The organism is Streptomyces vulcanius (assembly GCF_042653945.1).
GTDB classification, from domain to species: domain Bacteria; phylum Actinomycetota; class Actinomycetes; order Streptomycetales; family Streptomycetaceae; genus Streptomyces; species Streptomyces mangrovi.
Map to the genome: position 1 here is coordinate 204468 of NZ_JBHSFK010000015.1, position 15520 is coordinate 219987.

Annotated in this window: 13 protein-coding genes; 4 read left to right on the plus strand and 9 right to left on the minus strand. The window is 69.3% G+C overall.

The window, feature by feature from the left end; all coding sequences use genetic code 11:
• Positions 1 to 122 precede the first annotated feature (122 nt).
• On the minus strand, positions 123 to 695 hold the full coding sequence (locus ACFPIH_RS24065) for a TetR/AcrR family transcriptional regulator (RefSeq protein ID WP_381174806.1): 573 nt from the start codon (positions 693 to 695) through the stop codon (positions 123 to 125).
• Between the two features lie 133 nt (positions 696 to 828).
• On the minus strand, positions 829 to 1296 hold the full coding sequence (locus ACFPIH_RS24070) for a winged helix-turn-helix transcriptional regulator (protein ID WP_381174804.1): 468 nt from the start codon (positions 1294 to 1296) through the stop codon (positions 829 to 831).
• 92 nt (positions 1297 to 1388) lie between these two features.
• On the opposite strand from ACFPIH_RS24070, the gene ACFPIH_RS24075 reads away from it, so the two are divergent.
• Entirely contained in the window at positions 1389 to 1889 is a 501-nt protein-coding gene (locus tag ACFPIH_RS24075; RefSeq protein WP_381174802.1) for a PaaI family thioesterase, read from the plus strand.
• 201 nt (positions 1890 to 2090) lie between these two features.
• Here ACFPIH_RS24075 and ACFPIH_RS24080 read toward each other — a convergent pair whose 3' ends face one another.
• The 5 genes from ACFPIH_RS24080 to ACFPIH_RS24100 all read right to left on the minus strand — a co-directional run bounded on the left by ACFPIH_RS24080 (position 2091) and on the right by ACFPIH_RS24100 (position 10711).
• Positions 2091 to 3158 carry an alkene reductase gene (locus ACFPIH_RS24080; protein ID WP_381174800.1) on the minus strand — a complete coding sequence of 356 codons (1068 nt, stop codon included), beginning with the start codon at positions 3156 to 3158 and terminating at the stop codon, positions 2091 to 2093.
• Between the two features lie 238 nt (positions 3159 to 3396).
• Positions 3397 to 5589, minus strand: coding sequence for an ATP-binding SpoIIE family protein phosphatase (locus tag ACFPIH_RS24085; protein WP_381174798.1), 2193 nt, complete (start codon positions 5587 to 5589; stop codon positions 3397 to 3399).
• A gap of 94 nt (positions 5590 to 5683) precedes the next feature.
• Entirely contained in the window at positions 5684 to 7573 is a 1890-nt protein-coding gene (locus ACFPIH_RS24090) for a propionyl-CoA synthetase (RefSeq protein ID WP_381174796.1), read from the minus strand.
• 183 nt (positions 7574 to 7756) lie between these two features.
• Positions 7757 to 8668, minus strand: a complete 912-nt coding sequence (locus tag ACFPIH_RS24095) for an alpha/beta hydrolase (RefSeq protein WP_381174794.1) — start codon at positions 8666 to 8668, stop codon at positions 7757 to 7759.
• A 1080-nt stretch (positions 8669 to 9748) separates the two neighbouring features.
• Positions 9749 to 10711: a LysR family transcriptional regulator gene (locus tag ACFPIH_RS24100; protein ID WP_381174792.1), complete on the minus strand. Its 963-nt coding sequence runs from the start codon at positions 10709 to 10711 to the stop codon at positions 9749 to 9751.
• 127 nt (positions 10712 to 10838) lie between these two features.
• On the opposite strand from ACFPIH_RS24100, the gene ACFPIH_RS24105 reads away from it, so the two are divergent.
• Both ACFPIH_RS24105 and ACFPIH_RS24110 read left to right on the plus strand, forming a co-directional pair.
• Entirely contained in the window at positions 10839 to 11999 is a 1161-nt protein-coding gene (locus tag ACFPIH_RS24105; RefSeq protein WP_381174789.1) for an iron-containing alcohol dehydrogenase, read from the plus strand.
• Positions 12000 to 12059: 60 nt separating this feature from the next.
• Positions 12060 to 13070 (plus strand): enoyl-CoA hydratase/isomerase family protein, encoded by a 1011-nt coding sequence (locus tag ACFPIH_RS24110; protein ID WP_381174787.1) that lies wholly within the window; start codon positions 12060 to 12062, stop codon positions 13068 to 13070.
• A gap of 84 nt (positions 13071 to 13154) precedes the next feature.
• On the opposite strand, the gene ACFPIH_RS24115 is transcribed toward ACFPIH_RS24110, so the two are convergent.
• Positions 13155 to 14168: an NADP-dependent oxidoreductase gene (locus ACFPIH_RS24115; protein WP_381174785.1), complete on the minus strand. Its 1014-nt coding sequence runs from the start codon at positions 14166 to 14168 to the stop codon at positions 13155 to 13157.
• A 196-nt stretch (positions 14169 to 14364) separates the two neighbouring features.
• Between ACFPIH_RS24115 and ACFPIH_RS24120 the strand changes: the two genes are divergently transcribed.
• The gene (locus ACFPIH_RS24120; protein WP_381175148.1) at positions 14365 to 14838 is read left to right on the plus strand and encodes a winged helix-turn-helix transcriptional regulator; all 474 of its coding nucleotides are present in this window, start codon (positions 14365 to 14367) and stop codon (positions 14836 to 14838) included.
• 35 nt (positions 14839 to 14873) lie between these two features.
• Here ACFPIH_RS24120 and ACFPIH_RS24125 read toward each other — a convergent pair whose 3' ends face one another.
• Positions 14874 to 15479 (minus strand): CGNR zinc finger domain-containing protein, encoded by a 606-nt coding sequence (locus ACFPIH_RS24125; RefSeq protein WP_381174783.1) that lies wholly within the window; start codon positions 15477 to 15479, stop codon positions 14874 to 14876.
• Positions 15480 to 15520 lie beyond the last annotated feature (41 nt).

The window sequence follows — 15520 nt, forward strand, 5'->3', positions numbered from 1 at the left end:
CGGCGCGAGGTGCCCGTTCGGAGTTTCTGAGTCCTTGAGTCCGGTGAAGGCCTGCTCGACGCAAGAACGGGTTTCGCAGAGAAGCCTTCCTGCGAGTCCGTGGGCGGCCGTAGGCCTTCCCCTCACCTCATGAATGCGAGGGCGTTTCCGATTCCCTGCTCAAGGACCTCGTCGGCGAACTTGCGGTCGGACAGGGCGCGGGACAGTTGCAGCGTCCCCACCATCATGGTGAAGAGCCCGATGGCCTTGCTGCGGGCGGACTTCGGATCCTCGGGTGTCAGGCGGGCGGCGATCTCGTCCAGGATGGCCCGCGCGCCGTCGGTGTAGGCCTGCTTGGTCCCGTCCTCGCAGCGGCCGATCTCGTCGAGCAGGGCGGCGGAGGGGCATCCGAGGCCGGGGTGGTCCCGGTGCTCGGGGGACAGGTATTCGCGGATGAGGTCCTCGAGTCCCGGGCGGCCGGACCGCAGAGTGTCGTACGCCGCGACCTGCGTGTGCAGTTCTTCGGCCACGACATGGGCGACGAGGTCGTCCTTGGAGGCGAAGTGGGCGTAGAAGGCTCCGTTGGTGAGCCCTGCGTCCGACATCAGCGTGGAGATGCCCGAGCCGTCGATGCCGTCCTGCTTGAACCGGTGGCCGGCCTTCTCGATGATGCGTTGCCGCGTCACCTGCTTGTGCTCCTTGGCGTAGCGCACCACGAGCTTCCTCCATTCGCTCCGTAAGGCAGTTGCCTCGCACTCAAGACTAATCCATGACCTGACATATGTAATATTACGATCGGCAGGTGAATTCGGCCGCTGGTCGGTGATCGTACGGGCCGGGAGCGATGGCTCAGGTCCGGAGGCGAGCCCCAGGTCCAAGTCGGGCGGTGACGTTGCCGGGGGTGAGGGGGGAGTGGTCCGCGGAGCACTCGACGACGACGCGGACCGGGGCGTCGCAGTCGGTGTGGCGGATGTCCAGTACGGGACCCTCGGTGCCGAGGGTGTACGTCTCGCCCCACTGGCTGAGCGCCATCAGGACGGGCCACAGGTCCCAGCCCTTGCGGGTAAGGCGGTACTCGTTGCGGGGTCGGCTGCCGGGTTCCTGGTACGGGACGGTCTTCAGGATGCCGGCCGCGGTCAGCTTGCGCAGGCGGTCGCTGAGGACGGCTTCCGACAGGCCGATGTGGCGGTGGAAGTCGTCGAAGCGGCGGACTCCGTTGACGGCGTCACGCAGGATCAGCAAGGTCCATTTCTCTCCGACCACGTCGAGCGTGCGCTGGACGGGGCAGTTCTCCGTGCTCGCCTCAAGCCACTCCATTCCGCCATCGTAAGGGTCTGGCTTCGTCATTGACAGTCAGGTGAGCCCGCAGCTAGCTTCACTTGCAAAAGTCAGATGGGAAGGCGCCGGTCGTGGGACGAACACGTACGTATCAATGGGAAGATCCCGCGCTCCTGGCGGAAGCCGCCCGACGCATGGCCGGCATCGACTTCCTGCGCGAGCTGCAGGCGGGGCGACTGCCGGGACCGCCCATCAACTACACCGTCGACTTCACCCTGGACGAGGTGGAGCCCGGCAGAGCGGTCTTCTCCCTGACGCCGGGTGAGGAGCACTACAACCCGATCGGCAGCGTGCACGGCGGCATCTTCGCCACCCTGCTCGACTCGGCGGCGGGGTGCGCCGTCCAGTCCACCCTCCCGCAGGGCACGGCCTACACCTCGCTCGACCTGACGGTGAAGTTCCTGCGGCGGATCACCGTGGACACGGGTACGGTGCGCGCCATCGGCACGGTGGTCAGCAAGGGCCGTCAAACCGCCCTGGCCCAGGCTCAGTTGGTCGACGCGACGGACCGCCTGCTCGCCCACGCCACCAGTAGCTGCATGCTCTTCCCGGTGCCTCCCGCTCAAAGGTGAGCATCGGCGGGGACCGGTGATGTCGGTGCGGCGATGCCGGACTCCCTCGACCTCGGCGCAGAACGCCGGGACGCGGGGTGAAACAGCTGCGGCGCATGTCGGTGGCGGCCCGATACTCCTCGGGTCGCCGGCCGTCGTGCGCCGCAGCTGTGTCGAGGCGCCCGAGGGTGGTGGTTCCCTCGGGCACCGGGCCGCTCTTCGTCAGGCGGCGTGGGTGGGGTAGTCGGTGTAGCCGGCCGCGCCGCCGCCGTAGAAGGTGGCGGGGTCGGGGGTGTTCAGGGGGGCGCCGGAGCGTACGCGCTCGACGAGGTCGGGGTTGGCGAGGGCCATGGTGCCGACGGTGACGACGTCGGCCAGGCCGTCTTCGACGTCCTTGGCGCGGGTGGCGATGTCGGCGCCGCCCCGGTTGAGGATCAGCGTGGTCGGCCACAGCTTGCGGAGGGTGAAGAGGAGTTCCTCGTCGCCGCCGTGGCCGATGTGCAGGTAGGCGAGGTCGAGGGGGGCGAGGGCGCGCAGGAGGTGCGGGTAGAGCTCGTGCGGGTCGCTCTCCGCGAGGTCGTTGATCTGGAAGGGGTTGCCGGGAGAGATCCGGATGCCGGTCCGGCCGGCGCCGATCTCGTCGGCCACGGCCGTGGCGACCTCGACCGCGAAACGGATGCGGTTGTCGAGGGAGCCCCCGTACTGATCCGTGCGCTGGTTGGTGCTGGGGAAGAGGAACTGGTTGACCAGGTACCCGTTGGCCCCGTGTATCTCGACGCCGTCGGCGCCGGCCGCGATGGCGGCCGCGGCGGCGCGCCGGAAGTCGTCGACCGTCGCGGCGACCTCTTCCGTGGAAAGCTCGCGCGGCACCGGCATCTCCTGGAGCCCGGACGCGGTGAACGTCTGGCCGGCCGGCTTGATCGCGGAGGGAGCCACCGGCTGCCGGTGGTGGGGGGTGTTGTCCGGGTGGGAGATCCGCCCGACGTGCATCAGCTGGATGACGATGCGCCCGTCGGCCTTGTGTACGGCGTCGGTGACCTGGCGCCAGCCCGCGATGTGTTCCTCGGTGTAGATGCCCGGGGTCACCGGGTAGCCCTGGCCGTCGGCGGAGGGCTGGGTGCCCTCGGTGATGATGAGCGCGTGCGAGGCGCGCTGGGCGTAGTACTCGGCGTTCAGCTCGGTCGGTACGCCGTCCGGGGTGGCCCGGCTGCGGGTCAGGGGGGCCATGGCCAGCCGGTGGGGCAGGGGGATCTCTCCGGCGGCGGTCGGGTTCCACAGGGCGTTGAGCATGGGTGATTCCTCGGATGGTGGGTGGTGGATCGCAGAGGCGCGGGGGCGGACACCAGGTGAACGGGGTCACCGGGCTCTTCTGCTTCGGGCCCGATGGCGCAGCCCGTGCCCCTGCAGGCTGAGCTGTCGTCGGCGCGCCCAATAGAATTACGACCATAATATTATGTGGCTTGGAGGGCCGGCGCAAGTGCGGTCCCCGGGGGGTGGGGAGTTCTGCGGCGTATCTCCCGCTTGAACCTCAGGCCACAGCGGATGAGACGTCGGCGAGGCAGGCTGGGAGCGCCTGCTCCGCCCAGATGACCTTGCCCTCACGGTTGTGCCGAGTGCCCCAGTGTTCGGTGAGCTGGGCGACGAGGAGCAGGCCGCGGCCGCCCTCGTCGAAGACCCGGGCGCGGCGCAGGTGCGGGGCGGTGCTGCTGGCGTCGGACACTTCGCACGTCAGGGCGGATTGAAGGATCATCCGCAGTTGGATGGGGCTCTTGCCGTAGCGGATGGCGTTCGTCACCAGTTCGCTGACCACGAGTTCGGTGGTGAAGGCCAGTTCTTCCAGACCCCAGGCGGCCAGCTGATCGGATGCGTGGACGCGGGCCTTGGAAACGACTGCCGGGTCGCTGGGGAGGTCCCAGGTGGCGACGTGATCGGCGTCAAGAGCTCCGGTTTGTGCCACCAAGAGGGCGACGTCGTCTGCGGGGCGGCTGGGCAGCAGTGTGGAGAGCAGTTCGTCGCAGGTCTCCTCGAGCGACGCCGGTGCTCGGGCGAGGACGTCGCGCAGCAGTGCGAGGGCCGTCTCCACGTCACGAGAGCGGCTTTGGACGAGGCCGTCGGTGAACAGCACCAGCCGACTGCCCGGTGGCAGTTCGACCTGGGCGGTTTCGAAAGGGAGTCCGCCCAGGCCCAGGGGCGGGCCGGTCGGCAGCTCCGGAAAGTCGACCGCGCCGGATGCGGAGGCATCGTCGTCAGCGGTCGGGGGAGTCACGACGGCCGGCGGAAGGTGCCCGGCGCTGGCCAGGGAGCACGTGCGGGAGACAGGGTCGTAGACCGCGTACAGGCAGGTGGCGCTGATCTCGTCCGTGGCCCGTTCCTCCTCGCGCTGCAGGCGGATGACCACGTCGTCAAGGTGGGTCAGCAGTTCGTCGGGTGTCAGGTCGATGTCCGCCAGTGTGCGCACGGCCGTCCGCAGCCGGCCCATGGTGGCCGCGGCATGGAGGCCGTGCCCGATCACGTCGCCCACGACGAGAGCTACGCGGGCTCCGGAGAGCGGTATCACGTCGAACCAGTCGCCTCCCACACCCGCTCGCGATCCGCTGGGCAGGTAGCGCGATGCCGTCTCGACGGCGGACTCCTCCGGCACGGCTTGTGGCAGCAGGCTGCGCTGGAGGGCGAGCGCGGTGGAACGCTCCTGGGTGTAGCGCCGGGCGTTGTCGATGTTCACCGCTGCTCGGGACGCGATCTCCTGGGCCAGCAGCAGTTCGTCGTCGTCGAAGGGATCCGCCGTGTGACCACGAGCGAACTGTGCGATTCCCAGCGGGCTCCCGCGGGCCCACAGCGGGACCAGGAGCATGGAGCGGAGCCCCATGGTGCGTAGGGCGAGCTCGTGGTCCGCCGACATCGCCAGCCAAGTGGGGATGTCATCGGCGGTGATACGGAGCCGGAGGGGCTGTCCGGTGGCCAGTACATGAGCCGGCTCCGAGCCGTCCGGGTAGGTATGTGTCTGCCCTGTGCCGACTGCCGGGTCCGGACAGCCGTCCGAGACCGCCTGGGCGATGCGGCGGAGCGTCGCAGGACCGTCCACCGGGTACGTCCCCTCCTCCTGGAGGGCGGAGGACAGGAGGTCGACGGTGACGAGGTCGGCGAGGTGGTCGGCACCGACGTCCGCCAGTTCCTGCGCGGTGCGGGTGGTGTCCAAGGTGGTCCCGATCCGTGTCCCGGCCTCGTTGATCACGAGCAGCCGCCGCTGCAGCCAGCGGTCGCGTGCCCTCTGGTAAGCAGCGACAGTCTGTTCCGACGTGCGATCGACGTACTCGAAGGCCATCCCGCTCAGCGTGACCGTCGCCGCGTTGATCAGCTCCTGGGACCCGGCGGTCCGGGCTATTTCCGCATAGAACTGATCAAGCAGACTCGCGTGGACGAGCCGATTGACGCGGAGGAGCTGACTGATCGGCACCCCGTGCTCAGCGAGTAGGCAAGCGAACTCAATGGCGCCAGGTGGCGTCCTGGCCTCGGTCATATCAAGGCCGCGCTCGAGGAAATCCAGACTGGCGGCGACGTGTTCGGACAACCCTACTGGCGCCTGGGCGGCGATGTCCTCGTACTTCCACACCTCGGGAAGCTCGCCGAGCAGGTGTTGCAGCACCACGTCGGCCAATTGATCCGCTCGGGGTGCGAGGCCCCGAGCGAGATCGCTGAGGAAGACATGGGTGTCGGTACCCATAATCACAAGGTACGCCCACCCCGGCCGGCGGACCGTGCCGCGCGGAGTCCGGTGGCCGCGCTCACCCACCGTCGGCCAGGGGTGCGGCAGCCGATCACGGGGTGTGACCGGCGCGGCGGAGGACGGGGCGCAGAGATTCGATGACGCCGGGGTCGTCCACCGTGGAGGGGATGGGTTCGTCGTGTCCGTCGGCGATGCCGCGCATCGTCTTGCGCAGGATCTTTCCCGAGCGGGTCTTGGGCAGGGCAGCCACGACCGTGACGTCCTTGAGGGAGGCGACGGCGCCGATACGCTCGCGTACGAGCTGGACGAGTTCGGCCTCGACCTCTTTGGGTTCGCGGTCGGTGCCGGCTTTCAGGACGACGAAGCCGCGCGGCACCTGTCCCTTCAGGGCGTCGGCGACGCCGATGACGGCGCACTCGGCGACGTCGGGGTGGGCGGCCAGGGCCTCTTCCATGCTGCCGGTGGACAGCCGGTGTCCGGCGACGTTGATGACGTCGTCGGTGCGGCCCATGACGAAGACATAGCCGTCGTCGTCGATGTGGCCGCTGTCACCGGTGAGGTAGTAGCCGTCGTAGGCGGAGAGGTAGGAGGCGACGTAGCGGTCGTCGTCCTGCCAGAGGGTGGGGAGTGCGCCGGGCGGCAGGGGGAGCTTCACGACGATCGCACCGTCTTCGCCCGCGGGCACCGGCTCGCCCGAGGCGTCGAGGACACGGACGTCCCAGCCGGGCAGCGGGCGGGTGGGGGACCCGGGCTTGAGGGGGGCGGCCTCGATGCCCACGGGGTTGGCGACGATGGGCCAGCCGGTCTCGGTCTGCCACCAGTGGTCGATCACCGGGATGCCCAGCAGGGCACTCGCCCAGTGATAGGTCTCGGGGTCGAGGCGCTCACCGGCCAGGAAGAGATGGCGCAGGCCGGTCAGGTCGTAGTCCGCGGTGAGCGTTCCCTTCGGGTCCTCCTTGCGGATGGCCCGGAAGGCGGTGGGTGCCGTGAACATGGTCTTGGCCCGGTACTCGGCGGCGACGCGCCAGAACTGGCCCGCGTCGGGGGTGCCGACCGGCTTGCCCTCGTACAGGACCGTCGTGGCGCCGGCCAGCAGGGGTGCGTAGACGATGTACGAGTGCCCTACGACCCAGCCGACGTCCGAGCCGGTGAACATCGTCTCGCCCGGACCCACGTCGTAGACGGCGTCCATCGACCAGTGCAGGGCGACCGCGTAGCCGCCGCAGTCACGCACGACTCCCTTGGGCTTTCCGGTCGTTCCGGACGTGTAGAGGATGTAGAGGGGATCGGTGGCGGGGACGGGAACGCACTCGGCCGCGGGCGCGGCGGCGACCAGGTCGCCCCAGTCGAGATCGTCGGGCCCCAACTCCGCACGTTCCTGAGGACGTTGCAGGATCACGCTCTTCTCCGGCTTGTGGACGGCGAGTTCGATCGCCCGGTCCAGCAGCGGCTTGTACGCGATGACCCGCTTGCCCTCGATGCCGCAGGAGGCGGAGACGACCACCTTGGGTGCCGCGTCATCGATGCGGAGGGCGAGTTCGCGCGGGGCGAACCCGCCGAAGACGACCGAGTGGACCGCGCCGATGCGCGCACAGGCCAGCATCGCGATCGCGGCCTCGGGAACCATCGGCATGTAGATCACCACACGGTCGCCATGCCCCACGCCGAGCTGAGCGAGCGCTCCGGCGAAGGCCGCCACCTCGTCCCTCAACTGCGTGTAGGTGTAGGTGCGCCGGGTGTCGGTCACGGGTGAGTCGTAGACGAGCGCATGCTGTTCGCCGCGGCCGGCTTCGACGTGCCGGTCGAGCGCGTTGAAACAGACGTTGAGCCGCCCGTCGGGGAACCAGCGGTAGAAGGGCGCGCCCGAGGAGTCCAGGGCGCGTCGCGGAGGGACATCCCAGTCGATGGCCTCCGCCGCCTTCAGCCAGAAGCTCTCCGGGTCTTCGGTACTGGCGCGGAAGACATCCTCGTAGATTCCCATCGCGCACTCCTTTGTGGCATCGAGGGACGGGGGTGTTGCGGCGTACGGAACGGTGCCGGACACAAGTACCGCATGTCGCCCGCCCTGGTCGAGCGGGATGCCGGAGACCGGTGGTCCAGTCACCGGCATCGCGGTGGTGGGGCCGTCCGGCCGACAGGCCCGGCTGTCAGGCGCAGCCTCTGTTCACGCGCCGAGGTGCTTGCGGAGCCACTGACCCATCTGCTGGATCGCCCGGTCCACCTCGGGTACCCGCCCCGCGCCCAGGACGAACGAGTGCTGCCCCTCGGGCAGCGGGTGGACCTCGGTGGTGACCTTGAAGTCCGCGAGGCGCCGTCCGAGCTGAGCGCCGTCGTCGGCGAGGGTCTCGTACTCGCCGTAGTGGACGGTCGTGGGCGGCAGGCCGGTCAGGTCGGCGTTCGCGATGCTGATCTCGGGGGCGGTGAAGTCCACGGCGGGGTCCTGCAGCCAGGCTCCCCGGAAGAGCTCCAGTGTGCCCCGGCTGAGCATCTTGTCGTTCTCTTCGTTCTCGTCGACCGCCGGGTTCTGGAGAGTGAGGTCGGTCCACGGGGAGACGCTGACGATGGCACCCGGGGTGGCCTCGCCCTTGGCGAGGAGACGCAGCGGCAGCATCACCGCGAGGGTGCCGCCGATCGAGTGGCCGGTGCTGCCGATGTTCTGGGGCTGGTAGCCCTGCGAGAGCAGCCAGCGGTAGGCGGTCTCGGCGTCGTCGAGCTGGGCGGGGTAGGGGTGTTCGGGCGCCAGGCGGAAGTCCACGACGAGGGAGCGGGCTCCGGCCGCCTTCGCGATGTGGCCCGCGGCCTTGCGGTCGGAGTGCATCGAGGCGGTGACCGATCCGCCGAAGTGGAAGTGGAGCAGCGCCCGGTCGGGGTCGGCGCCCTCGGGGATGGCCCATAGGGCGGGGACGCCGTTCGCGTCGACTTCGGCGTAGGTGACGCCTTCCGGCTCGGTCGACGCCTTGTGGTTGGAGTCGACGATGTCGCGGATGACGGCCAGGTCGAGGCCGGGCGTCGACGACTTCGCGCTCACGCTCGCGAGGAACTCCGCGAACTCGTGTGCTTCCTTGCTGACTCCCATGATGGCGCTCCTTCTCAGACGGGTGCCGTGCGGGGTTCCCCCGCGGCAGCCGGGTCGATGTGCTGGTCATGACGCTACCGGCTGAGTATAAGAAAGTAAACTCAGGTGAGGTTGGAATCACCCCCATGGATGTGAGGAGGCCCTTGGGAGGGCATCGGCATGGACCCAGTCCCGATCCGGGCACGTCGAACCGCCCGATCGCCCGGGCCCTCGGTGGAGGCCCCGGATCCTCGCGAGGTCTGGTACGGCGCGTTGTGGAGCGCTTGCGGGGGCTGCATCTGGTGGGTCTGCATCGAAGGGGCCGCACCGGCCGCCTCGCCGGCCGGTCCGCCCGCAAGCTCGGCCATCCCCCTCCGGATGGTCGAACGCGGCATCGGCTGCCGCGGGTGCACTTGCGCCTTTCGACGCCGCAGGCCGCCCCCGGCGGTACGCGCCGGCGAGAGGAGACGGGGGAGGGCATCGCCTCCCGTGCCGACGGCGACACCAGGCCCCGCCGGTCCACTCGCAAAGCGGCCGGTGGCTCAGGACGCCTACCGTCGGGGATCAGCGGCCTGAGGTTCGGCTGTCCTTCCCGTCAGGATCCGGTATTGCATGTGACGGAACTCGAGCTCGGAACCTTCGGGCGAGCTGATGCTGCCGAGCCACCCGAGGACGAATGCCGCAGGCACGGAAACCAGTCCTGGAGTCTGGAACGGATACCAGTTGAAACTCGCTTCCGGCCACAGTGCGAACTCGGTTCCCGAGACGATGGGCGAGAAGACCGTGAGGATGATGCAGAGCGGGTGCTGTGTCGGGGGCCTGGCGAATGAACGCGGACGAAAGGCTGGGCGCAGCCCCCGAAGCCTCAACTGGACCTCGCGAGAGCGCGCATGCTCAATCCGCCGTCGCCGTGATGCGCCGTATTGCGACCAAGAGGATCACGGACTCTGTGATGGCCTGTCAACAATCTGTGAGCGCAGAAGGCTGACGGACGCTACGCCTTGCGTCCAGAGGAGGGCCAACTGGTGCGCGCGGGTCTCGACCCGCCGGACAGGAGCGTGAGATCGGCGGGCATTCACGGCACCGGAAACTCCTTGGAGTTCATTCCGGGAGCAGCTCGGCGGCCCGTTCGGCGACCTCATGCCGCAGAGCGGTCCAGACGGCGCCTACGGCGGGGTGCGCCACGGCCTCGCGGCGGACGGCCAGGGTGATGGGGAGCCGGATGTCGATCTCGTCGGCGAGTAGTCGGCGCAGTTGTGTCCGCTGGGTCAGGAAGGCAGGCAGGACGCCGATGCCTGCTCCCTGCTGGGTGGCTTCGAGCTGGGCGAAGATGTTCGTCGAGGAGAAGGCCGGGGTCATGCCGGGAAGGTGGCGTTCGATGTCGAGGTCGCCGACCTGCAGCAACGACTCGATGTAGAAGATGAGCGGGTGCTCGCGCAGCTCGGCCACCGTCTCCGGCCGGCCGTACCGGGTGAGGTAGTCGTCACAGGCGTAGAGCCCCAGCGAGTAGTCGGTGAGGTGCTCGGTCACCAGACGGCTGCTGGCGGGAGTGCCGATGACGAGAGCGAGATCGAAACCGGACGGGCGCAGGGCGAGCTGCCGTGTCGCGGTGATGAGTTCGACCTGGAGCCGGGGGTGCCGGCGGCGCACCCGTACGAGGGCGGGGGTGGCGAAGGCGGTGCCGAAGCCGTCGGGCGCGCTGACGCGCACCGTACCGTGCAGGGACGGCGAGTCCTGGCCCTCCACGGTGTCGACGACGCGGTCGATGGCCTCCTCGATGGCGCGGGCGTTCTCCGAGACGGCTCGTCCGATGTCCGTCAGTGTCCACCCTTCCGTGCCGCGCTCGATGAGGCGCAGGCCGAGGCGCTTTTCCAGCGCGGCGATTCGGCGTGACACGGTGGTGTGGTCCACGCCCAGTGCGTCGGCTGCTGTCACCAGACGCCCGGTGCGGGACACCGCGAGCAGGTAGCGCAGATCGTCCGCGCGGAGTTTGCGCGGATCGACGGGGCGAGGGGAGCCGGCCGGCTGCGGGGCGGGGCTCTCGTCCGGGGAGCGGGGGTGCACGGCCCGACCGTATCTGCATTTGTGCACAGCGGGTGTGCGTCATTGGTGGTTGTCTGCACACGGTGCGGGCCGCACAGTCGGGGCAGTGGGCGCGAGATGCCCCGCCGTTCTTGCTGAAAGGGCCGCCATGGTTGCCAGCCTTTCCCTCCCGCGGATCCTGCGTGTCGGCGGCGGTGCCGTCGGCGAACTGGGCGACGTCGTCGCAGGGCTGGGCCTGCGCCGCCCCCTGCTGGTGACGGACGCGTTCCTCGCCGGGACCGGTGCGGCGGAACGCCTGATGGCGACGCTGAGGAACGCCGGACTGCAGCCGCAGCTGTTCGCCGGCACCGTTCCGGACCCGACGACCGACTCGCTCGGCGCGGGACTGACCGCGCTGCGGGAACACGGGGCGGACTCGGTGATCGGGTTCGGCGGCGGCAGCCCGGTGGACACCGCCAAGGCCCTCGGCCTGCTGGGCGTCCAGGGCGGCCGGATGCGGGACTACAAGGCCCCGCACACCAACCTCGGCCCCGCGCTTCCGGTGATCGCGGTCCCGACGACCGCGGGCAGCGGCTCGGAGGCCACCCAGTTCACCATCATCACCGACAGCGCCACCGACGAGAAGATGCTCTGCTCGGGGCCGGCGTTCCTGCCGGTCGCCGCCGTCGTCGACTTCGAACTGACGCTGTCGATGCCGGCCCGGCTGACCGCCGACACCGGCGTCGACGCGCTCACCCATGCCGTCGAGGCCTACGTGAGCCGCAAGGCCAATCCGTTCTGCGACGGCCTCGCCCTGAACGCGATCCGGACCATCGGCCACCACCTCCGCCGCGTCTACGCCGACGGGGCAGACCTCGAGGCCCGCGAGGCGATGATGCTCGCCGCGACCCAGGCCGGCATCGCCTTCTCCAACTCCAGCGTGGCGCTCGTGCACGGCATGAGCCGCCCGATCGGCGCTCACTTCCACGTCGCCCACGGTCTGTCGAACGCGATGCTCTTCCCCGCGGTGACAGCGTTCTCCGTGCCCGCCGCCGAGAGCCGGTACGCCGACTGCGCCCGCGCCCTCGGAGCCGCCACCGACGGCGACAGCGACGCCGTGGCCGCCGGTAGGTTCGTGGAGGCGCTCCGCGCCCTGTGCCAGGATCTTGAGGTGCCCACCCCCCGAGCCCACGGCATCGACAAGGACGAGTGGTTCCGCCTGTCACCCCTCATGGCCGAGCAGGCGCTCGCGTCCGGATCGCCCGCCAACAACCCCGTCGTACCCACCGTGGACGAGATCCAGGATCTCTACGCGCGGATCTACGCCTGACATCCTGCGAGTGAGCAACCGTGATGGCCACGAAAGGCGCGGAGCACGAGATGACGGCCCATGACTGATACCGCTGCGATCGAGGTTCTCGCCGACGTGCACCGCGGCGTCGGCCGTATCCTGCTGAACCGGCCCAAGGCGCTCAACGCCCTGACGACAGGCATGGTCGCCGCCATCGACCGTGTGCTCGCCGCGTGGGAGCACACACCGCTGTCCGCGGTGGTGCTCGCCAGCACCAGCACGAAGGCGTTCTGCGCCGGCGGAGACATCCGCACGATCCGCGAACACAGCCTCGCCGGGGATGCCGAGGCCAGTGAGCGGTTCTTCGCCTCCGAGTACCGGCTCAACGCCCGGATCGCCGAGTATCCCGTGCCAGTCGTGTCGCTCATCGACGGCGTGTGCATGGGCGGCGGTCTCGGTCTGTCCATTCACGGCAGCTTCCGCGTCGTCACCGAACGCGCGGTGCTGGCGATGCCCGAGACCGGGATCGGATTCTTCCCGGACGTCGGAGCCAGCTACTTCCTGCCGAGGCTGCCCGGCGCGATCGGCATGTACCTGGGACTGACGGGGCACCGGCTCGACGCGGCCGACGCCCTGTACACGGGGCTGGCCACGCACTTCGTCCCCGCGGACGGGCTCGACGCGGTCGGGGACGCCCTGGCCGACAACCCCGATGACCCGGTGGACGTCGTCCTGAACCGCCTCGCCGGCCGTTCCCCGGTGGCGGAGAGCACGCTGGCGGAGGTACGCGCAGACGTGGACCGGGCGTTCGGCGCGCCGAGCCTCGGCGAGATCGACAAACGCCTGCGCCACCTCGGCACCCCCTGGGCGCAAGCCGCGTCGGCCGCCCTGGAGTCCGCCTCGCCGCAGAGCCTGGAGATCACTCATGCCCTGCTGGCCCAGGGCAGGCAGCGCACGTTGCGCGAGTGCCTGGCCGCCGAACTCGCCCTCACACGCACGACCATCCGCACGCCGGACTTCCTGGAGGGCGTCCGTGCGGCCCTGGTCGACAAGGACCGCACTCCCCACTGGCAACGTGCGTCGCTCGACGGACGGACACCGCCGGCCTGAGCATGTCCGCCGGTGAGCAGGACATCGCCTCACGCAAGGGGCTGGTGACCGTGCCGGACGCAAGGGTCTGTGACCGGCACAGGTTCAGCCGTTGTCGGGCACCATCGAGACCACGACCTTGCCGGCCTTGGTGCGGCCCTGCTCGACGTGTGCCATCGCCTCGAGTGTCCGGTCGAACGGGAAGGTGCTGTCGATGACAGGGCGGAGCTTCCCGCTGTCGTAGAGGGCGCCGAGCTTGCGCAGTTGGGAGCCGTTGGCCTGCATGAAGAAGAACTGGTAGCGCACGCCCAGCGCCTTGGCCTGCCTGCGGATCTTGCGGCTGAGCGTGTTCATGACCAGGCCCAGGAAGGAGGGGGCGCCGAGCTGCTTGGCGAAGCCGGCGTCCGGCGGGCCGACGACACTGATGGCCAGGCCGCCGGGCTTCAGCACGGTCAGCGACTTCTCGAGATTCGCCCCGCCCAGGGAGTCCAGCACCAGGTCGTAGCCGGACAGCACCGTGGAGAAGTCCTCCTTGGTGTAGTCGACGACGACGTCGGCGCCGAGGCTCCTGACCAGCTCCTCGGTCTTGGTGTCCGTGGTCGTCGCCACGGTGGCGCCGAGGTGCTTGGCGAGCTGGATGACCGTCGATCCGAGGCCACCGGCACCGGCGTGGATGAGCACCTTCTGCCCCGGCTTCACGCGGGCGCGGTCGACGAGAATCTGCCAGGCGGCCAGGGCCACCAGCGGGACCGCGGCTGCCTCTTGGAGGGTGAGTGAGGCGGGCTTGGGCGCGACATCGTCCACGTCGATCGCGATGAACTCCGCGAAGCCTCCCACCCGCAGGTCGCGCGGACGGGCGTAGACCTCGTCGCCGACTTCGATGCCGCGTACGGCGGAGCCGACCCGGGTCACGACGCCGGCCACGTCGTGGCCCAGCACGAACGGAGCCTTGTACTTCAGGAGCTGCTTGAACTCCCCGTTGCGGACCATCTTGTCCAGCGGGTTGATGCTGGCGGCGCTCACTTTGACCAGGACGTCACGGTCCCCGACGGTGGGCTCGGGTACCTCTGCGGCGCGCACGCCGTCCTTGCCGTACTTCTCGACGACGAATGCCTTCATGCCGGCCGCCCTTTCTGCGTGGGTGTCTCGGTGGTCGATGTGATTCCTGGGGCAGGCCCCTGCACGCCCGTTTCTCGTGTGCGGCCGGGTGGATCTGCTGGCCACGACGCTACTGTCTGAGTATAGGAAAGTAAACTCAGGAGAGGTTAGAATCACCCTCATGGATGCGAGGACCGAAACTCTTCAGGCCGCCGGTATGGACGCCCGTCTCGACCGGGACACGTCGAACTGCTCGATCGCCCGGACTCTTGAGGTCGTGGGTGAGAAGTGGACGATCCTGATCCTGCGCGAGGTCTGGTACGGCTCGTCCCGTTTCAGCGACTTCGAACGCGTCCTCGGCTGTCCTCGCAACCTTCTCGCGGCGCGGCTGAAGATGCTCGTCGAGGAGGGGATCCTGGCCACCGAGACCTACAAGGAGCCTGGCTCGCGGAGTCGGCCGAAGTACGTGATCACGCCCATGGGCATGGATCTGGTCCCTGCCGTGATGGGACTCCTGCAGTGGGGTGACCGCTACCGCGCCGACCCCGAGGGCCCGGCCATGCTCACGCGGCACCGTGGATGCGGCGCGCACGTCGACGCCCAGATCCGCTGTGAACAGGGCCACGCCGTGCAGACGGAAGACATCGAGAGCATCCCCGGCCCCGCCTTTCGTATGAGGCCCGCCGAGTGAGCTGAGCGCTGTTGCGCCAGGACTTCGTGGTGGGCTCAGTCTGCCGGGGTGTGCTCACTCCGTCGGGTGCGGGCCTGGTGGAGGCGGACCTTGGTGCGGTTGCCGCAGCGGGACATGGAGCACCAGCGGCGGTTGTGGGCGGGGGAGCGGTCCAGGAAGCGCAGGGCGCAGGTGTCCGAGCCGCAGACGCGTACGCGCCGGATCTCGGCGGACAGGAGCAGCTCGATGGCGTCCTGGGCGACGAGTGCGAGCGCGGCTGTGGGATCGGTGGCGAGGCTCGTGGTGCCGGCGGCCCCCAGGTATCCGTCCGTGATGGCGATCTGCGGGGCCGGTCGGGGGGCCTCCGCTGCCGATTGGTTGAGCAGCGTGATGTCTCCGGATGAGGGCAGTCGGCCGTCGGCGACTGCGAGTATGGCCCGGTCGACCGTCTCGCGCAGTCTTCGGCCCGACGTCAGGACGGCGGTATCGGCGGGCTTCGAGGTATCCGGCGCGAGCAGGCCGGCCTCGCGAAGCCAGCGGACCAGGTCGCCCGAATTACGGAGAGTCTCCTCCGGCGTGGGCCGCCACCGGTCGCGGAGGGTGTTGGTGAAGTCCAGGCACGCCCGCCCGCCATCCCAGATCCACATGTCGTCCGTTGCCACGCCTCCATTCTGCACGTTAGCTTAACCGTCTAAGGCGGTTA